This is a genomic window from Ruegeria sp. BG10 (assembly GCF_056538575.1).
The window spans coordinates 674,720-694,621 of record NZ_JBQFTI010000001.1 but is presented as its reverse complement, the minus strand read 5'-3'; the positions used below and the strand labels follow the sequence as shown (position 1 = coordinate 694,621).

The 19,902-nt window shown below is 59.8% G+C and carries 17 protein-coding genes; 3 read left to right on the top strand and 14 right to left on the bottom strand.

The window, feature by feature from the left end:
* Positions 1 to 107: 107 nt before the first annotated feature.
* Complete coding sequence (locus ACR0D8_RS03375; RefSeq protein WP_480644609.1) at positions 108 to 809, top strand: PspA/IM30 family protein; 702 nt, start codon at positions 108 to 110, stop codon at positions 807 to 809.
* Between the two features lie 44 nt (positions 810 to 853).
* Positions 854 to 1,144, top strand: a complete 291-nt coding sequence (locus ACR0D8_RS03370) for a YiaA/YiaB family inner membrane protein (protein ID WP_475159424.1) — start codon at positions 854 to 856, stop codon at positions 1,142 to 1,144.
* Here ACR0D8_RS03370 and ACR0D8_RS03365 read toward each other — a convergent pair.
* Genes ACR0D8_RS03365 through ACR0D8_RS03345 form a run of 5 tightly spaced genes read right to left on the bottom strand, consistent with a single transcriptional unit; the run spans position 1,141 to position 6,191 of the window.
* Positions 1,141 to 2,115: a hypothetical protein gene (locus ACR0D8_RS03365; protein WP_480644607.1), complete on the bottom strand. Its 975-nt coding sequence runs from the start codon at positions 2,113 to 2,115 to the stop codon at positions 1,141 to 1,143. The genes ACR0D8_RS03370 and ACR0D8_RS03365 overlap by 4 nt on opposite strands.
* Positions 2,115 to 3,218, bottom strand: coding sequence for a GNAT family N-acetyltransferase (locus ACR0D8_RS03360; protein ID WP_480644606.1), 1,104 nt, complete (start codon positions 3,216 to 3,218; stop codon positions 2,115 to 2,117). Before ACR0D8_RS03360 ends, ACR0D8_RS03365 begins: the two co-directional genes overlap by 1 nt.
* Positions 3,215 to 4,399, bottom strand: coding sequence for a hypothetical protein (locus tag ACR0D8_RS03355; RefSeq protein ID WP_480644605.1), 1,185 nt, complete (start codon positions 4,397 to 4,399; stop codon positions 3,215 to 3,217). Before ACR0D8_RS03355 ends, ACR0D8_RS03360 begins: the two co-directional genes overlap by 4 nt.
* Positions 4,396 to 5,271, bottom strand: a complete 876-nt coding sequence (locus ACR0D8_RS03350) for a HesA/MoeB/ThiF family protein (protein WP_480644603.1) — start codon at positions 5,269 to 5,271, stop codon at positions 4,396 to 4,398. Before ACR0D8_RS03350 ends, ACR0D8_RS03355 begins: the two co-directional genes overlap by 4 nt.
* On the bottom strand, positions 5,268 to 6,191 hold the full coding sequence (locus ACR0D8_RS03345; protein WP_480644601.1) for a hypothetical protein: 924 nt from the start codon (positions 6,189 to 6,191) through the stop codon (positions 5,268 to 5,270). The genes ACR0D8_RS03350 and ACR0D8_RS03345 overlap by 4 nt, the downstream gene beginning before the upstream one ends.
* A gap of 255 nt (positions 6,192 to 6,446) precedes the next feature.
* On the opposite strand from ACR0D8_RS03345, the gene ACR0D8_RS03340 reads away from it, so the two are divergent.
* Entirely contained in the window at positions 6,447 to 6,911 is a 465-nt protein-coding gene (locus ACR0D8_RS03340) for a putative molybdenum carrier protein (protein WP_480644600.1), read from the top strand.
* Between the two features lie 16 nt (positions 6,912 to 6,927).
* On the opposite strand, the gene ACR0D8_RS03335 is transcribed toward ACR0D8_RS03340, so the two are convergent.
* The 9 genes from ACR0D8_RS03335 to ACR0D8_RS03295 form a co-directional block, all read right to left on the bottom strand.
* Positions 6,928 to 10,050, bottom strand: coding sequence for an efflux RND transporter permease subunit (locus ACR0D8_RS03335; protein ID WP_480644598.1), 3,123 nt, complete (start codon positions 10,048 to 10,050; stop codon positions 6,928 to 6,930).
* Between the two features lie 8 nt (positions 10,051 to 10,058).
* Positions 10,059 to 11,159: an efflux RND transporter periplasmic adaptor subunit gene (locus ACR0D8_RS03330; protein ID WP_480644597.1), complete on the bottom strand. Its 1,101-nt coding sequence runs from the start codon at positions 11,157 to 11,159 to the stop codon at positions 10,059 to 10,061.
* Positions 11,160 to 11,296: 137 nt separating this feature from the next.
* Positions 11,297 to 12,757 carry a xylulokinase gene (xylB, locus tag ACR0D8_RS03325; RefSeq protein ID WP_480644595.1) on the bottom strand — a complete coding sequence of 487 codons (1,461 nt, stop codon included), beginning with the start codon at positions 12,755 to 12,757 and terminating at the stop codon, positions 11,297 to 11,299.
* Between the two features lie 129 nt (positions 12,758 to 12,886).
* Entirely contained in the window at positions 12,887 to 14,041 is a 1,155-nt protein-coding gene (locus ACR0D8_RS03320; protein WP_480644594.1) for a Gfo/Idh/MocA family protein, read from the bottom strand.
* On the bottom strand, positions 14,041 to 15,096 hold the full coding sequence (locus ACR0D8_RS03315) for a sugar phosphate isomerase/epimerase family protein (RefSeq protein WP_480644593.1): 1,056 nt from the start codon (positions 15,094 to 15,096) through the stop codon (positions 14,041 to 14,043). Before ACR0D8_RS03315 ends, ACR0D8_RS03320 begins: the two co-directional genes overlap by 1 nt.
* Before the next feature lie 27 nt (positions 15,097 to 15,123).
* Positions 15,124 to 16,152: a LacI family DNA-binding transcriptional regulator gene (locus tag ACR0D8_RS03310; protein ID WP_480644591.1), complete on the bottom strand. Its 1,029-nt coding sequence runs from the start codon at positions 16,150 to 16,152 to the stop codon at positions 15,124 to 15,126.
* A 31-nt stretch (positions 16,153 to 16,183) separates the two neighbouring features.
* Entirely contained in the window at positions 16,184 to 17,806 is a 1,623-nt protein-coding gene (locus ACR0D8_RS03305) for a dihydroxyacetone kinase subunit DhaK (protein WP_480644589.1), read from the bottom strand.
* Between the two features lie 11 nt (positions 17,807 to 17,817).
* Positions 17,818 to 18,810: an ABC transporter ATP-binding protein gene (locus ACR0D8_RS03300; RefSeq protein ID WP_480644587.1), complete on the bottom strand. Its 993-nt coding sequence runs from the start codon at positions 18,808 to 18,810 to the stop codon at positions 17,818 to 17,820.
* Positions 18,803 to 19,900, bottom strand: a complete 1,098-nt coding sequence (locus tag ACR0D8_RS03295) for an ABC transporter ATP-binding protein (RefSeq protein ID WP_480644586.1) — start codon at positions 19,898 to 19,900, stop codon at positions 18,803 to 18,805. The genes ACR0D8_RS03300 and ACR0D8_RS03295 overlap by 8 nt, the downstream gene beginning before the upstream one ends.
* Positions 19,901 to 19,902 lie beyond the last annotated feature (2 nt).

Here is a 19,902-nt window from a genome sequence, read left to right as displayed (position 1 = left end):
ACTCCATCATTTTCATTTTTTGAACATCGTTCATTTTTTTCTTGAACGACGCTCAGAATTAACGCATAACCACTTCATGAACAATGTTCATAAACGAGGAGCCCAAGATGTTCAAACAGTTTGCCACATTGTTACGCGGCCGGGCCTTTGAGGCGGCGACTGCCGTCACGGACCGTCACGCCCTGCCCATCCTGCGCCAGCAGATCCGGGATTGCGCCCATGCGGTTCAGATGTCGCGCAAGGCTGTCGCCGTCGCGATGGCGCAGAACGAGCAGGAGAAAAAGCAGCACGACCGCCTGACCCGGCAGATTGTCGATCTTGAGGCCCGGACGCTGGACGCCCTGCAAAAGAACCGCGAGGATCTGGCCCGGGACGCCGCCGAGACCATCGCCCATCTGGAAGCGGAACGCGAGGTTTCAACACAGGCTCAGGCCCGGTTCGACACTGAAATTGCACGGCTGCGCACGGTCCTGCGAGAGGCAGAAACCCGGTTGCGGCAATTGCAGCGCGGCCAGCGCCTGGCCACCGCCACGGACAAAACTCAACGCCTGCAACAGGTGGCGCCTGACAGCGGTCTGTCTACCCTGCGCGAGGCCGAAGACACTCTGCATCGCCTGCAGGAACGCCAAAGCGAAATGGACGCCACCGCCCGCGCCATGACCGAGTTGGAGACGACCGGATCGGCAGAGAACATCCGCGATCGCCTGGCCGAAGCCGGATGCGGCAAGCCAGTGAAATCCAGCGCGGACGAGGTTCTGGAACGGCTGAAGAAAAAGTCCCGGAAATCCGGCAAGTCGAAATCGAGCTGACAACGAAACTGAATTAACCAATTGAAAACTGAAAGGAAAACGAAATGAACACCGAAGAGACGCTGAACCTGCCCCAGTCCAATGCCTGGAATATGTTTACCATCGCATCCTTCATTGTCGCAGCAGCGATGATGGCCGGCGGCATCTACTTCCTCGAAGCAAGCTTTGCCGCCAAGGGCTTTTATTCCATGTCCGCCCTGATGCTGGTCCACACCACCGTTTCGATCACCAAGACCCTGCGCGACCGCGAAGAATCCCAGCGGCTGCACAACAGGATCGAAGATGCGAAGACCGAAAAACTGCTGAAAGAGGTGGGCGACAATATCGCCGCCTAAACGATCACATCATGCAATGACAGGCGTGCGCGGCTGGGGGTGGTTCCATTGGCAACCCCCAGTCGCAGCGCGTTGAACAACACCCTGCCCTTCGGCACCGCAAAGCGTTCAGAAACAGCCACGCGCGTTGCCGGATCATCCGCCAGCGCCGCCGCGGGCCAACCGGCCAACCCCCGCGCGGTGGCTTGTAGCCACGTTCGGTAGAAGGCGCGGCCCGCCTTGATATGCGAGGCCCCTTCCTGCCAATGAAACAGCGCTATTGCCCCGGCCTTGCGGGTGCGACCGGCCTCACCAGATAGCCGCGGGCCAAGACCGACGGAAGACAGCAGGTCGTAAACCCCAGTGCCAAGAATTGGTGGGATCAGCCGGGCGGTCATGGCATCCATCGCAAGAACATCCCGGTTCAAACCATCAAAGCGATAGCGTGGATCATCTGTGCGCAGACGCATCCAATGCAACAACTCGGTGCGAAACTGCCGCGACCGCATGACCCGCGCCGACGCTATGTCGATCTGCGACGCAAGCCAGTCGATCTGATCCCGGTCGGTTACCAAGGTCATGTGCTCCGCCTGCCAGCCATCCAAGCGCACCCTGTCCGTGGGCGCAAAGCCTGCGCGGTGTGTCAGACGCTGACCAACCTGTGTAGCCAATGCAACATCGTCGGCGCGGGGATGCCCCTCTGGCACGATCCGGGCAATGGGGCGCATACCGCCCTGTTCCGGCGCATCCAGTAAGGTCACAACCGCCCCGCTTCCGCGCGCAGCCAACGCAAGAACAGTACCCTCGACGGCGGCCCCGCAAGAGACGTCAAGATCACGGTCGTCCGGATCTCCCACCGGCAGTCGCCGGGACAGATCCGCGGAAACTTCGATCCCTTCGTCGCGCATTGACCAACGCGCCGGCTGCGTGTTGTGGGCCGAAGGTGCGAGCATGGCGTCAGCCACGATGTTTTCGAATTCCGCGCGGTCCATCACAGCAATTCCTTGGTAAAGAGGTGAAGGCGGTGCAGGGGCGATGCCCCCGCCTTTTCCGTCTGTCTCAGGCTGGCCGTGTTCTCATCCGCGATCCAGGTGCCGCCAACGGTCCTGTATCCCGCCTTTACCATGTCTTTGGTCATTTCGCTGAGCATCAAAGGGTTGACCGAGCGCCCCTGAAACTCCGGCATCACCCCCTGAAAAATGACCACGGCCCGGTCCCGACGCGCCCGATAACGCAGGTATTTCCACGGCAACGACAGGCGCATTCGCGACCCGACCTGGCGCAGCAACGGGTTGAGATCGGGAATGGCAATTACTGCCCCGGCAGGTTTGCCACGATAATGGACCACCTTGGATATTCGCGGGTCCATGATCCATTTCAGGTCTTTGGCCTGAAACGCGAACTCTTCGGCTGTTACCGGAACGAACATCGGGTTGTCCTTGAAGCTGCGATTCAGGATGGCGCGCGCATCCTCCAGCCGTTGGGCAATTGTTGTGCGATTGACCGGCGCGAAGGAAAACCCCTGCTCCAGTAATTGCGCCCGCTGTTCATCAGCCAGAACCTGCGGCGCTTCACCGTCGAGGCGCCGTTCGAACGTGGTCATCGGGAAATGCCGAGAATACCCGTTCGCTTCGAGCAGGCCCGGCAAATGCGGCGGCCCCCAGATCTGATCGGTAAATGGGGCCTGGTCGTATCCTCCCGTCATGATGCCGGCCTGCTGCATCGCGGTCAGATTGAAATTGCCGGTCAGCCGCGCCATGCCTTTCGCGCGGGCCCAGCCTTCTGCGGCCTGCAGCAACGCTGTTGCAGCGCCGGCATCGTCGGCGCAATCGAAGAACCCGAAGCAGCCGCGCGCCTCATTATGCAGATCGTTGGACGCCCGATGCACGTGCGCCGTAATCCGGCCAACAGGCTTGCCCGCCCGGAACGCGGTGAAAAAAGTGAAATCCGCATCGTCCGAGAACAGCGGATTGCCAATGGACAGAAACCGTTTCAGATCCGCTTTCATCGGTGAAACATAGGGGGTGTCGGACCCGTAGGCATGGAACGGCGCGGCGAAGAAGCTTGGGAAATCCCGTTCTTTTACGTCGATCATCCTTGTGCTCCGCCTGTCAGAAAACCCGCCATCCGCTGTACCGCCTGCAAGGCTGTGCCGCTGCTGTCCGCGGCGGCAATATCGGGATTGTTCAGCATGACAAGACGCAAGGGAGCCTCGGACAGCATCACTGCATGCGTCGCATCGAAACGAGAGAACAGCCAGTTGATCTGTTCGTCGCCCGTTCCGCCCAACCGTTGCACGGGCATGGCTGCAAATTGCGTTCGAAGTTCACTCACATTCATATCGGCCAGGTCTGCTTCGGTGACCAGAACCGCATTCGGGGCACCGGCGGCACGCCGCATCAGGGTCAGCGCGGCGTCGGGTCCTTGCCCCTTGGCAAGGGCAATCTCACGCAGGGTGACAAGCTGACGATCCTCGATCCGCAGGGCGGTGGCAGCTTGCCAGATCGCCAGCAGGATGAGCGTGGACAGTATCACCGCCATGACTTGCACCCCGGACCGAAGATCAATCGGCGCAAGCCCCGCCAACACAAGGGTCAGCAGCCCAGTCATGACAAACACGATGACAAAACTCTGCAAGGTGTCGCGGGTGCGCAAGCCGGTTCGCGTCATGCCAATCGACAGCCAGCACAACACCAGAACCGCGACGCCGCCCAGCCTGACAGGCACGTCGAATTCCGGGACGCGCATGAAATCGGTGGCGAGAAAGGGCAGGATCAACAAAAAGGACAGGCTCATCCGGTTGACGGTTCTGTTTTCCGTCGGCGACAGGCTGTCCCGGTCCCGGCGCAGGACGAACCCGGCGACACCGCCCAGCCCCAGCAACTGAAACGCCAGCAAGCCGCCAATTCGCCAGGGCTCCAGACTATTGATCTGCAAAAGGCCGATCAGCGCGAACACCAATGCCCCTCCGGCGCATATTTGTTTGAGGATCGGTGACGCGTGCCGGCGCAACAGCCCCTCGGCTAACAAAAGCGCCGCCAAAGGCAGCAAAGCCGCACTGATGTTTGTTACTGCTGAAAACAGCCAGCCCCAGCTGCCCCAGTGCCCGACGCGGGCAACCATCAACGCCACCAGAAGCCACAGGCAAAACCGAAATCTTCGAGCGATCTCAGGTCGCTGCACAAGGTCGTTCAGGTGGATCAAGACGACGATAGCGCCCAGCGCGGCACAGACCGATACCCAGGCGTCAGCCAGAAATGTCGCCGTATCCGTCATGATGCCAGAAGACTGTTCATTTGCCGCCGCACCAATGGGCGCATCAGGGCAGCGAGCAGACCGGGCATGGGCCGCTCGATCCGGCCGGAGTGAGGGTTCAGGAACCACCCGCGACAATCCGCGCCATGTGGACGACCCAACACGGCATTCAGGGCTTCGCCGCCCATCAGGGTCCCGGCCATGATCACCATGGGTGCAAACGACATACGGCTGCGCGCCCCGGCAATCACCTCGCCCGCCAGCGCCAGATCAACGTGATGCCGGGACGAAGAATGGGTCAGAACGTATTCCGCCTCGGCCACCGCCGCCGCATCGCGCATCTCGGGCGTCAACGCGTCCCAACCGGTGTTTTGCGTGGGGTATCCAAGGCGCTGTTCCGGCATCGGGTCCCCCGGCGTGGTGACATAGACAGACGGCAAAGGAGAGGCGTAGGCGTCGATCACCGTGCGGCCTTTGGCCCGCGCGGTTCGATACAACAGCAGGCTGGCGCCCAGATCGTCGGTGCCATTGATCGCCACATCGGCCTTTTCCACCAGCCGGTCCACCTGTCCGGGCCAATCGCCGCTCAACACTTCGATCTGGGCTTCTGGATTGATCTGCAAACATTGGTCCCGCGTGGCCTCGGCCTTGTCGTGCCCGACAGTGCCAAGCGTCGCGAAAAGCTGACGATTGAGGTTCGAAACTTCAAAGCTGTCAAGATCGGCAAGGATCAAGCGCCCAACCCCGGCGCGGATCAGGGTCATGATGGCACTGCCACCCATCCCGCCCGTCCCGCAAACGAAGACGCAGGCATTGCGCAGAGTGGCCTGCTCGGCCCGGGTTACGAATCCCAGATTGCGCGTCGTAAATTCGTCATAGGAAAAACTGCTCATTTACCCCGCTTCCTTGCCCGCAGAATGCCGAAGTCACGCCCGGTATCCGCCCATTGCCAAATCGGCATCGCCAGTCGCTGCACCACAGCCGCACCGACGGCCAGTGCAACAGCGGCAATCGAGCGCGGTGGAACTTCGCGCCCGACATAGGACAGCGCTGTCGGCATATCGATCTGCCCTAGTTGCAACAGATCGTCGCCCCGGTCATAGTCCAACTGATCCTGGCAAAAATCGTTGACGACCTGATCCCTGTATTTGGGCGCTTCGGTGAATGTCTTTTTCAGATGATCGGACCCACCGGTATAGGCGTTGGTGATGACAAAGCGTTGTTCGTCAAACCCAGCTTCCTGACCGACACCAAAGACGTGCCGGTGCTGCCGCATAATGCCGCGCGCCAACAACAGGTGCAGCAAGCTGCGCCGGTTTCGCAAGTTGCCTTCAGGTGTCGGGTACACGCGTGCAAATCCCTGCCCGACAAGACCCACCACTGCCGGAACCTGTGTCACATTCGAAACCCACAGCGGCCGCATACCGTTGCGAAACAGCATGAGCACACAGGTCAGCCCGTATAGAACCCAGCTCAGACCCTGACTGCGCAGGTCCGGATCGACCATCACCAGCCCCAGATGCAACACATCCTCGGACCGGTGCCCCAGATCGACATTCATCAGGGCCAGGGCGTTGAATGCCACAGGCAAATGATCGTCGCGGCGCGAAACAAGGGTAATGACCGAGTGGCTCAACCGGTCACGATCACCGGCGAACACACCATAGGTCAGTTCACCGGCAGGCAGCGTTTTTGATGCCACCAGACGCAAATCTGCCACCAGCTTTTCCAACTCTTGCGCCTGCATCCACAATCCCGGCCGCTCGACGATACGAACGACATACCCGCCGGATGCATTAAGCCGGATATCCATGTGCCGCTGTCCTGCAGCGTTGATAAGGGCGGTTAACAATGGCCGGTCCTGTTTGTTTTGCTCGTCGCCAGTTTCGGTTTTTTCTCTGACGATACTGTGGTTTAGGCAATGCCACTTTGGGGATGCGGCGCAGCTTCCGCCATCAAGTACATAATAGCCGTTCAACGCAAGTCGTGAATTCCCCCACCCTGAGCTGCCCGGTTTGCGGATCGCCCAAGGCGGGGCTAAACTTTTCAAGGATCAAGGGGCAGAGCCATGAAAATAGTCTCGGGCGGGCAAACCGGTGTGGATATGGCAGCGCTGGAATTTGCGCGTGAATGTGGGTTTTCCTTTGGGGGCTGGGTTCCGAAGGGGCGTACGAATGAAGCCGGGAAAATTCCGGAACACCTGACCGGGCTGACTGAAACGCAATCGACGAACGTGAACGAAAGGACCCGGCTCAACGTCGAATCCAGTGATGCCACGTTGGTCTTCGGCGACGGTTCGGACAGTCCCGGCACCCGCCAGACCGTTGCTTTTGCCCGCGAGGCAGGGAAACCCTATCTGGTCGTCGATCTTAGGAACGGCCCAGACATCTGCGCGAAACAGGTGTCGGATTGGCTGTTGTCGAACCCGGTCAAAGTGCTGAATGTGGCAGGCCCGCGTGAGTCCGAGGCTCCTGGTTTGGGCACCCATGTGCGCGCGGTTCTTGAGGAATGTCTGGCGCGGCGCGCGGACTGAACCTGTAAAAACGCCGTCAGGCCGATATGCGGCCGAGCCCTGCCAGCCACTCTCTCAGGCTTTGGAACGCGGCGTATAGCACCGGGATCATCAACAGGCCCAGGGTGCTGTCCAGGATCATTCCGCACAAAACCGGATAACCGATCGAAACGCGGGCAGCGGCCCCTGCCCCGCTTGACAGGACCAGTGGCATGACACCAACGATGAAGCACAACCCGGTCATCGTCACCGGCCGGAACCGGATTTCCGCCGCCCGTAACGCGGCCTCGTGAATGCTGGCTCCGCTCTCGCGCTGTTGGTTGGCGAATTCCACAACCATGATGGCCTTTTTCGCGGCAAGGCCGATTAACAGTACCATCCCCACCTGTGCAAAGATGTTGCTGGTCAGGAACGGCACCAGCGCCAAAGGGATTAGCGCGCCAAGCAGGGCGAACACTGTCGACGCGACGATGGATAGCGGCAGGATCCAGCTTTCATAAAGCACGACAAGAAACAGATAGGACAGCACGACGGCCGACAAAACAATGTACAGAACCAGACCCTGCGCCTTTACTTCCTGCTGGCTGACGCCCGACCACTCGATCCGGAACCCGTCAGGCAGGGTTTGGTCGGCAATGGCCTGCATCGCCCTGATGCCGTCACCGGAACTGACCCCATCGGCCAGTTGCGCGCTGACCGAGGCTGCGGTGAACAGGTTGTAGCGTGGAACCGTGTCTGGCGCGAGAACGGGTGTGTTGCTGACAAAGTTGCGCAGCGGCAGCGTGTCGCCCGCACTGTTCTTGACATAGATGTTGTCCACATCGTCCAGCGTCTGCCTGAAATCCGCATCGGCCGAAATGACCACCCAGTACACCCGCTCGTTCAGGATGAAATTGTCCACGAAAAACGAGCTGAGACTGGCCTGCAGCGCCGTAAAGATATCCGCCACACTGACGCCCAGAGTTTCTGCCCGATCCCGGTCGACCGCCAATTGGTATTGCGGGCTTTGGGCCGAGAAATTCCCATGCGCCCGCGAAAATTCGGGCGCCGCGTTCAGGGCGGTGACAAAGCCGTTCATGACAGCGTCAAGCTGCGCCCCGTCACCATTGCCGAGGTCGAGCACTTCAACAGAAACTCCGCCGGCGGACCCAAGCCCGTGAATGGTCGGGAAGGGAAAGACATAAGATACCGCCTCGGGCAGAGCGGACAATTGCCGGTCAAGATCGTGCATGATGGCGTACCACTGCAACTCCGGGCTTTGGCGTTGATCCCAGGGTTTCAGCGTGACAATCGCCATCCCCGCGTTCGAGCGTCCTCCGGCCAGCATACTGTGTCCCGACACGATCGTAACGCTGTCCACACCCGGCGCCTTGCCGATCAGCGCGCCCGCCTTGTCCATGAACGCCTGTGTTCTCTGCAATGAGGCACCATCCGGCAGTTCCATCGAAGCCAGCAAAACCCCGTTGTCTTCCTGCGGGATCAGACCGGTCGGAACCGTTCTGAAAAGTTCCACGGTCAATACCACAACACCGGCAAATGCCAGCAAAGACACAGTCATATAGCCCAGCATCAGCGACACAAGGCGCAGGTACTGACGACGCAGCCAGGCGATCAAAGACGGGACAAGCGCCAGCAGCCCGGCTGGCCTGCTGCCGGTCCTTAACATCATGGCGCACAGCACAGGGGCCAGTGTCAGCGCGTTTACGGCCGACAGCACAAAAGCGAAGATGATTGTCAGGGCAAACTGGAAATAGATCGTGCCTGTCACGCCCGGAAAGAAACAGACCGGCACAAAAACAGCCGCCAGAACGAAAGTTGTCGCGATGATCGGCCGGTTCACCTGGGACATCGCCTTCAATGTCGCGTCGCGCGGGTTCGAGCCTTCGTTCGCAAGGATGCGTTCCGCGTTTTCGATGATGATGATCGCGTCATCCACCACCAGCGTGATCGCCAGCACCAGCGCGAACAGTGTGATCATGTTGGCGCTGAACCCGATCGCATAAATCAGCGCGACCGCGCCAAGCAGCGATACGGGTATGGCAATGGCGGGCACGATGGTCGCCCGCAGGCTGGCCAGAAACAGAAACGTGACAGCCACGACCAACCCCGCCGTCAGGGCCAGCGTCGTCAGGATATCGCGGATTGAAACTCGCACGGCGTCGGTGACGTCATAGGTAACCTCGTAGGACACACCCTGCGGGAATTTCTTCGACAATTCCTGCATCAGCGCCCGCAGGCTATCGGAAATCTCCAGCGCGTTGGCCGTGCTTTCCTGATACACGGCGACGGTCGCCGAGTCCTGGCCGTTGAACTTTGTCGACCCCGAATAGGTGGCCGAGCCCAGTTCGATCCGTGCGACATCCGCAAGACGTGTGACCGACCCATCCGGGTCTGAGGCCACGATGATGCGCCCGAATTCCCCCGCGTCGCGCAGCAGCCCCTCAGCCCGCAGCTTGAACTGAAAGTCGGTTCGCGTTGTTCCGAACGGGGGTGCACCGACCTGCCCGGCGGCGGCGATGACATTCTGGTTCTTGATGGCGTCTGCAATTTCGGCGGCCGTGATGTTCAGCGCCGCCATGCGTACCGGATTGATCCAGACCCGCATGCTGTATTCCAGCTGCCCGAACTGCGAGACCGTCCCGACACCCGGCAACCGCTGTAGCGGGTCATGCAGAAAGTCGGCCGCGTAATTGCTGAGGTACAGCTCATCCCGCGATCCATCGGGCGAGATCAGGTTCAGCACGACGATCATATTGCCCGAACGTTTGGTCACTTCGACGCCCTGCTGCAACACGACCGACGGCAATTCGGCGCTGGCCAGTGCGATGCGGTTTTGCACCTCGACCGCGGCAACATCCGGGTCAGTGCCCAGTTCGAAAGAAACGTTGAGCGAGTAGCTGCCGTCATTCGAGCTTTTGGACGACATGTACAGCATCCCCGGAATACCGTTCACGCGCTCTTCTATGGGCGTGGCGACGGATTCCAGAATGACCTGCGCATCAGCGCCGGGATACGTCGCGTCGACATAAATCTGCGGGGGTGTGATATGCGGGTATTCCGTGATCGGGATCAGCCGGACGCAGACCGCGCCGAACAGAACCGTCAGGATCGCAATAACTGCAGCGAAATGCGGTCTGTCGATGAAATAGCGCGCAATCAATCCGGCCCCTAACTCTGACTATCGACCGCGTTCACGACCGATCCATCATGTATCTTCTGAAGGCCCTGAACCACCACCCGGTCGCCTTCCGCCAAGCCCGAGGTCACCTGAGTGCGGGTCGCTGTCTGAGCGCCGATCTGAATGTTCTGCCGGTGGACAGTGCTTTGATCATCGACGGAAAAAACAAAATACCCTTGCTTGTCGAATTGAACTGCGTTGCGCGGCACGGTCAGAACTTTGGTTTCCTCAGAGCCGGTCAGGTCGACCGTCACAAACTGTCCTGGGATCAAGGCGCCATCCGGATTGGCAAAACTGGCTCGCAGCTCAACCGTGTCAGTGTCCTGACTGACGCTGTCGCCAACGAAAATGACCTGCCCAGATGATGAATAGGCCCCTCCATCCGCCAACGTAATCTGTGTGGTCAGCTTGATGCCGTCCGCAGAAATGCGCCCGTCTCGACGCTCGCGCAGCAATACCGGTTCGCTGATGAAAAAGCTGACCAAAATCGGATCGACACTGGTCACAGTGGCCAGAACGCCGCTGTCGGAATTCACCAGATTTCCGGCATCAACCGCCGACAAACCGATACGACCATCAATCGGGCTTGCGATCTGAGTATAGTCCAGATCAATCCGTGCGATTTTCAGGGCCGCACGCGCCTCGTCCACCGCGGCCTGACCTGCCGCGTAATCTGCGATTGCCGTGTCCAATAACGCCTGCGGAATGTCCCCTTTGTCAAAAAGCGCCTGTTGCCGGTCCAACGTGGCCTTGTCGCTTTGCGCACTGGCCTGCGCGCTTTTCAGGGCGGCCTGCGCACTTTCCACACTTGCGTCGTATTTGGCTTTTTCGATCAGGAACAGAACATCACCTTTGGCGACCCGGCCCCCTTCTGTGAAATTGACCTCCTCCAATATCCCTTCAACGCGGGCCTGCAGATCGACGCTTTGTTCGGCCACGACGCGGCCCACAAACTGATCCCGTTTGTGAAGATCATCCATCGTTGCGCTGGCGACCGTCACACTTGGTCGCGGCGTTTCGGACTGGGCCGTGGCCGGTCCCGCCAGAACCACGGCAACTGCGAGAAAAACAAACGGAAAAGTGGATTTCATTTCACACTCGATAGTTTGTTGAGGCCTGAATACTCCTTTCACACCTTAGCCGCGAAACAGCTTTTCAGAAACCCTCGGCGATTGAGGTCCGAGAGCAGTATGTGCCCGATTAGCAGGGCGACCCGAGGCCGAGCCACCTATAAGCGCGCTGCCAGAGGTGACAGCGCGGCGTAATATTCTCGAAATCGCTGGTATTCCTGTTCGTAGGCGTCCGACAGATCGTCACGCGGTTCGACCACCCGGGCTATGTCCGGCGGTGTCATGATGTCGCCTGGGTCCGCGCCGGTCGCAGCGCAGGCCGCCAGCCGCGCCGCGCCGATGGCCGCGCCAAAATCGCTGCCCTCCGGCAGAGCAAGCGGAACCTTCAACACGGTCGCAAGCGTTTCCAGCCAAAACCGCGACCGGGTGCCGCCGCCCACCGCAAGCAGGCTTCCGGCCTGAGTTCCGGTGCTGTTCAAAGCCTCAAGGCAATCGCGCAAAGCAAAGGCGACACCTTCCATGACGGCTCTGGTCAGGTCAGCGGGCTGGGACGAGACATCAAGGCCCAGAAATGCACCGCGAATGTTGCTGTCATTGTGGGGTGTTCTTTCGCCTGAAAGGTAGGGCAGAAAGCTGGTCCTTGAAGGGCCGGTCAGGTTGTCGGGCAAAGCATTCGCCAAGGCCCCGACCGGCTGGCCGAGATTGCGCGAAAGCCAGTTCAGACTGTTTGTGGCCGAAAGGATCACACCCATTTGTATCCACCGCTCTGGCACTGCATGGCAAAAGCAATGGACCGCGGTTTCGGGGGCCGGCGCGTAGGAGTTTTTTGCCACCAACAACACTCCGGAAGTCCCAAGGGACAAAAAGCCGGTTCCTTCGTTGATGCTGCCGATCCCGCAGGCCGCAGCCGCGTTGTCGCCCGCGCCGCCCGCAACCACGACCGGGCCCGTCAGCCCCCATTCCCGCAACAGGTCCGCCCTGACCTGCCCCCCGGGCGCGCTGCCTTCGACCAGCCGGGGCATTTGATCCATTGTCATGTGGCCATGCTCCAGCGCGGTCTCTGACCAATCGCGCTTCCCGACATCCATCCATGACGTGCCCGCGCTGTCGGACATGTCGCTGACATAGTCACCTGTCAGCCAGAAACGCAGATAGTCTTTCGGCAGCAGGACCCTGGCCGTTTGTTCGAACACGCCCGGTTCGTGCGCGCGTACCCATTCCAGTTTGGGCGCGGTGAATCCAGGAAAGACGATGTTCCCTGTGATCTCCCGCATCCCGGGTGTTTGGTCCAGTGCGGCCGCCTGATCGGCAGAACGGGTATCATTCCACAGAATACATGGCCGCAGCACTTCTCCGCGCGCGTCCAGCAATGTCGCGCCATGCATATGGCCGCTCAGCCCAATGCCCTGTAGGGACGCAAATGCCTGCGCGTTCGCGTCGCGAAGCTGCGCAACAACACGCTGACACGCCACAACCCAGTCGCCCGGCGATTGCTCTGACCAGCCGGATTTCGGCGTCGAGGTTTCAATGCCGGCTTCGGCCTCGCAAACGATCTGCCATTCGTCGTTAACCAGAATGCCCCGCAGACCCGATGTTCCCAAATCCAGACCTAAAAACACCCGAATTCCCTCCTACCCCCATTGTCAGGACCGCAGCCTGCGTTCAGCGGCATTTGTGCCGGACCGCTGGCGCGTGCGCTCCTGCCGCCTGTTCCACGACGGGTCGTTTCATTCCAATAGCCCAACGCCTTAACCCAGATTGACCCATGCGGCGTTTCGCGCCGAGCTTTGCACACAAGCCGCAACGAATTTCACGCCATTCAGGCCATCGTGAACCGTCGGATAGACCACGGATGCGTCGCTGGTTTGCCCTTTTCTGAACGCCTGAATGGCTTCCGCGGCCTCGCTGTAGATATTCGCGAACGCTTCCAGATACCCTTCGGGATGTCCCGGCGGTACGCGGCTCAGGCGGTTGGCTTGTTCACCCGCCCCGGCCCCATTGCGCGTCACAAGGCGCTTTGGCTCACCGTAGGGCGTGTACCACAGATAGTTTGGATCCTCCTGTGCCCATTCCAGCCCGCCCTTTTCCCCGTATACACGCAGACGAAGCGCGTTTTCATTGCCCGGAGCAACCTGCGACGACCACAGCATCCCGCGCGCGCCACCTTTGAACCGCAGCAGGACATGGGCATTGTCATCGACCTGGCGCCCCGGCACAAAGGCCTGCAGATCAGCGGCCAGGCTTTCACCCTCCAGCCCGGTCACAAAACAGGCAAGGTTATAGGCGTGCGTTCCGATATCCCCGGTTGAGCCCCCCACGCCCGAGCGTTCGGGGTCTGTCCGCCACTCTGCCTGCTTGAAGTCCTGCTGCTCGGTCAGCCAGTCCTGCGGATACTCAACCTGAACGACGCGTATCTTTCCGATATCGCCGTTGGCGATCATGTCCCGCGCCTGCCGGATCATCGGGTAACCGGTGTAGTTATGGGTCAGAATGAACAACGCATCCGCGCTTTCCGCAGCCTTGACCAGCTTTTTCGCATCGCTCAGCGTCGATGTCAGCGGCTTGTCGCAGATGACGTGGATACCGCGTTTCAGAAACTCGCGCGCAGCGGCATAGTGAACGTGATTGGGCGTGACGATCGAAACCGCCTCGATCCCGGATTTCAGGCGCGCTTCGCGTATCGCCATCTGTTTGAAGTCGTCATAGATTCTGGCAAGGCCCAGCGCCTCGCCGCTTTGACGGGATTTTTCAGGCGTTGACGACAAGGCCCCCGCCACCAGTTCGAACTTGTCGTCCAATCTGGCCGCGATCCGGTGCACACCGCCGATAAACGCGTCATTTCCACCGCCGACCATGCCAAGGCGAATGCGCCCTGCCGTGTCTTCATTGCGTCCGGTCACCATCAGTCTATCCCCAGCATTTTACGGTTGGCGGCTTCGTCCGCTCCGCTGTCTGCGAAATCGTCGAAAGCCTTTTCTGTCACGCGAATGATGTGGTCCGATACGAATTGAGCCCCTTCCAGCGCGCCGTCTTCGGGGTGTTTCAAACAACATTCCCACTCCACCACAGCCCAGCCATCGAACCCATTGGCCGCCATTTTCGAAAAGACGGCCCGGAAATCCACCTGCCCGTCCCCCAGGGACCGGAAACGCCCAGCCCGGTCGACCCAGCCCTGATACCCGGAATACACGCCCTGTCGGCCGGTCGGGTTGAACTCGGCATCCTTGACGTGGAACATCCTGATCCGATCCTTGTAAATGTCGATATTGTCCAGATAATCAAGGCATTGAAGGACATAGTGCGACGGGTCGTACAACATGCAGGCCCGCGCGTGGTTGCCGGTGCGTTCAAGGAACATCTCATAGGTGATGCCATCGTGCAGATCTTCGCCCGGATGAATTTCATAACAGACGTCAACACCGCAGTCTTCGGCATGATTGAGGATCGGCACCCAGCGCCGCGCCAGTTCGTCAAAGGCCGTCTCGATCAGCCCGGCGGGTCGCTGCGGCCACGGATAGACATAGGGCCAGGCCAAGGCCCCCGAAAACGTCGCATGCGCGGAAATTCCCAGATTACGGGATGCCGACAGAGCCTTTTTGACCTGATCGACGGCCCATTCCTGCCGGGCTTTGGGATTGCCTCTGACGCTTTCGGCCGCGAACCCGTCAAACGCCGTGTCATAAGCGGGATGAACGGCAACCAACTGCCCCTGCAGATGCGTTGACAGTTCGGTGACCTCAACACCGTTTTCGGCGGCTTTTCCTTTAAAGTCCTCACAATATCCTGTGCTGGAGGCGGCGGTTTCCAGGTCGAACAACCGGCCATCCCAACTGGGAACCTGCACCCCTTTGTACCCGCAATCCGCGGCCCACCGGGTAATGGCGTCCCATGAGTTGAACGGGGCTTCGTCACCGGCGAATTGCGCCAGAAACAGAGCCGGGCCCTTGATGGTCTTCATAGTGTATCCTCCCCAACACGTTGGCCTTTATGGCGGCAGATTTTCCTTGAGATAAATATCGATGCGAATGCGTTCCTGCGCCCTGTTGAACGGAACCTTGTCAGAGGTCGCCCGCAGCAAGCGCACGGCAGACCGGACAATGTGCCCCGAATCCTGCGAGATCAAAGCGTCAAAGGTCCCCCGGCTAAGTGCGTCGCGGCTTAAGGGGGTCAATTCGTGTGCTATGATCACCAGATCCTTGCCGAATTTGCTTTCCGATAAAAACTGCACCAAACCTGCGTTTCCCGCAGCGGACGAATATATGCCGACCAGATCGGGGTAGGTTTCGAAAATCTCGGGCATCATTTTGTAGATCAGATCGGGATCGTCGCGCCCTTCAACCGAAGCCACGACTTCGAGATGCGGGAATTCCTCGGAAACAACCAGATCGAACCCCTGCCTGCGTTCAAGATGGTCGCGCGCCAGACGAGAACCGGTCAGCACCAGGACCTTTCCCGGCCGATGAACCAACCTGCCCATCAACTGGGCGGCGGTGCGCCCGGCCGACACATTGTCGATACCGACGAAATGGTCCCGGTCCGAGCTTGGAAGGTCGGACACCATTGCCACCACCGGAATCCCCTTATCCCTGACCCGTTTTATGGCGTCCCGGACGGACGGGGTTTCGGGGCCGAAAACTGCCACGCCGTCGACATCACGCGGATCGACCGAGTCCAGAATTTCGACGATGTCCTGTGATTCGAACGGTGCGACCCTTCTGATTGTCATGCGCGTGCGTTCGATCAACTGATCCCGCGACTGTTCCACGATCTGGCGGCTCAGGGCTTCGACAAATTCATTGTCGGTGTCGGGCAGGACGAACAGAAAACGATACAGCCGGTTTCGGGCAAGATTGGCCGCCGCCGTGTCGCGCACATAGCCCAGTTCGTCGATTGCCTTCTGTACTTTTTGCACAGTTACGGCCCTTACGCCGGGGCGCTTGTTAAGCACCCGGTCGACGGTCGCCAGACTGACGCCCGCCACCCGTGCGATGTCGTTCACCGTTGGTTTTTTCACCAATTCTAGCTTTTGTTCTTCCACGGTTTCCTCAGCCCTCAATCTCCCGCGCCAGCCCTTCGAACAACAAGGCCACCGCCTCGGCGCCCGGGTCGTTATGGCCAATCAGGTTTTCTTCGGGTACATAGGCCGCGCGCCCTGCTTTCGCACGGTGAATTTTCGCTGTGTTGTCAGCACCTTCGCGTGCGGCTCTGGCAGCCTCGGACATGCCGGACGGCAATGCCTCCAACGCCGGTGCCAAAGCGTCGATCATGGTTCTGTCGCCAACTTTGGCGCCGCCCACCTGACTGACCCGGTTAAGACCTTCCACCAAGGACTTTGGTATCGAGGCACCGCTTGCGCAGGCATCTCCGGCAGCATTGAAAAATATCGCCAGGATCACACCGGACGAACCGCCCATGGTCTGGCTCAGCTCATTGCCCAGTGCCGGGAACAGCTGTGTCAGGTCCGCAAGGGGCATGCGATCCAGACTGCCCTGCAACGCCCGGGCTGCGGTCGCCAGCGTGCTGCCCGTATCTCCGTCGCCGGACTTGGCATCCAGTTCGTTCAGGTCTCGCTCCGCGCCGATCAGCAATTCCGACAATCGGATGATCGTTGCCCGCGTCGCCGGGTTGTTCGACGGGATCGGATCAATTGGTGTCAGACCGTCCGGCAAGGGGGCAACCTTCACAGGTTCGATAGCACTGACCCCCGGCCATGCGGAAAGATCCACCGCCGTTTCAAGAGCGGACAGATGGGCGGTACTGACCGGCAGGATCGACACGGAAAACCCGTGCATGTCCAAAGATGTCATCATCGGAGCAGGCCCAATTATGTGACGCGCGATCCCGGTCTCGGACAAAGCATGCGTCAAAACGGCCATTTCCAAAGGTGTCGTGGACCCAAGGTTGTTGACCAAAGCCACGCAATCGCCCGCCTTGGTCCGTTGCCTGAGTTTTTCGACCACGGTGGTCATAGCTGTCACGGCGGTTGCAAAATCCACCTGTTCGACGCCGGGTTCACCGTGAATGCCCAAACCAAGCTCGGCTTTGCCCGGCGCGATGCGGTCTTCTTTCGGAGATCCCGGAACCGTGCAGGTGTCCAGGCTCATGCCGATGCTGACAACTTTGGCGATGACCTCTTTTGCAGCTTCGGTCACAGCGTCCAGATCGGCCCCGCTTTCGGCCAGTGCGCCTGCAATCTTGTGCACGAATAACGTGCCCGCGACGCCGCGCGGCTGCGGCAGGTCCGGCAGGGCGATATCGTCATCGACCACCACCATCTCAACCCTTCGTCCCAGCGCGCGCGCGCGTTCTGCTGCAAGACCGAAATTCAGCCGGTCGCCGGTATAGTTCTTCACGATCAGCAGGCACCCGGCCTCGCCCGTTACCGCCAGAATGCCCGCAAGTACGGCTTCGACAGATGGCGAGGCAAATACCTCGCCACAGACCGCGGCGGTCAGCATGCCCGCTCCGACGAACCCGGCATGCGCCGGTTCGTGCCCCGATCCCCCGCCCGAGACCAGTGCAACCTTCGACTTGTCCCAGTCGGTCCGGTAAACGACCTTGATGTGCGGGTACCCGTCCAGCCGCGACAGCGCGCCGCCCGAGGCTGCCAGAAGACCGTCTATCGCGTCGGTTACCAGAGTTTCTTTGGTGTTGAGGAACTGGGCCATGCTTTTGCTCCTTAATTCACACGCGCGCCGGACGCGTCAAAATACAACGGGTTATGAGGGCGGATTTTGATGACCTTGCCCGCGGGGTAATCCTGATGGACATCAATCAGCGTCACGACCGGATGCCCCTGCAGGTCCAGATGCAGCCTTGTCTGATCGCCCAGATGCTCCGCACGCACGACGCGGGCATCAATCCCGTCGCCCTGCACGATATTCTCGGGGCGCAGCCCAATCTGCGGACCCTTATGAGTACCACCGAACAGCCCGGACGGCAGGATGTTAATCCGTGGCAGACCCAACCGGCTGGCGACATACACACTGCCCGGGTTTTCGTAGATATCGCGCGGCGTGCCGTACTGAACCAGCCGGCCTTCTTCCAGAACGCCGATATGTGTGGCCATAGTCATGGCTTCGATCTGGTCATGCGTCACGTAAAGCAGCGTCGACCCCAAATCCGCCTGAATGCGCTTTAGTTCAATCCTCAAATCCGCCCTGAGCTTGGCGTCCAGAGAACTGAGGGGTTCATCCATCAGAAAAATCTGCGGATCCCGCACCAGCGCCCGGCCAATGGAAACACGCTGCATTTCACCGCCCGAAAGCTCTGTCGCCTTGTTGTCCAGTTTGTGCGGGATTTGAAGGATTTCCGCGACGTCCTTCACCTTTGTCGCGATCTCATCCTCGGGCGTTCTGAGGATCGGAGAGCGAAGCGGAAAGGACAGGTTTTCGCGCACCGTCATGTGCGGATAAAGCGAGTATTGTTGAAACACCATTGCCACATCGCGCTGCGCCGGAGTTTCGCGCCCTACATCGCGGCCGTCAATTCGCACCGCCCCCGAATCCAGCCTTTCAAGCCCGGAGATCAGACGCAATGTCGTGGTCTTCCCCGCACCCGTGGGTCCCAGCATCACGACAAAGGCCCCGTCGGGGATCGTCATCGAAATCCCGTCAACCGCTTGTACGTTGCCGAACGCCTTTGAAATGTTGTCCAAAACGACTTCAGCCATTTTCCAGCACCTCGCAGTTGAGCGATGACCGCAAGGCGCGCCCAGACGATTGTTCGAACAACGTCACCGCCGCGGACCGGAACTCCAGTCCTACGGTCTCTCCGGGGTTGACGGTTTCACGCGCATCGACCCGGGCCTTCAGTTCGCCGTTGGGGCTTTGCAGCGTTACGATCTGGGTTGTGCCCAGATATTCCGCCGCAACAACTTTTGCGCGGTAATCGCTGTCATTGGACAAAAAGACGTGCTCGGGGCGCACACCGAAAACCAATTCGCCTTCGGCCCCTTCCATGAGTTTCGGCACGGTTTCGTCATGGCCGTTCAGGCGCACCTTTTCCGAACCGGGCGCCACCTTGCCGCTGAACGGCAGAAAGTTCATCGAAGGTGAACCAATGAAATCCGCGACAAACATTGTCGCGGGCTTGTCATAGATTTCCTGCGGGGTTCCGAACTGCTCGATCACGGCGTTGTTCATCACTACGATCTTGTCGCCCATTTGCATGGCTTCAAGCTGATCATGTGTAACGTAAACGGTTGTCGCGCCCATCCGGTCGTGAAGCGCCCGCAACTCTTCAGCCATGTGTTCGCGGAATTCGGCATCCAGCGCGCCCAGTGGCTCGTCCATCATGAATGCCTTGGGTTCGCGCACAATCGCGCGCCCCAGCGCGACACGTTGCCGGTCCCCCCCGGACAGACCGCCAACAGGGCTGTCTAGGATATCCCGGATGCCCAGTATTCCCGCGACTTCTTCGACCTTGGCCTTTACAGCCGCGCGCGGCATCCCCTGCGAGACCAGCGGGTAGCTGATGTTCTTGCGCACATTCATGTGCGGGTACAGCGCAAACATCTGAAAAACAAAAGCGATGTCCCGTTCGGACGGGGGTTTCTGGCTGATCTCCTCTCCGTCCAGGTAGATCTCGCCGGAGGTCGGCAATTCCAGCCCCGCGATCATGCGCAACGTTGTCGTCTTGCCGCATCCCGACGGCCCCAGCAGCATAAAGAATTCACCGTCCTCGATCGTGAACGAGCTTTCGCGGACGGCGGTAAAATCGCCGAACATCTTCTTGACGTTTTTGACTACGATCTGGGCCATTT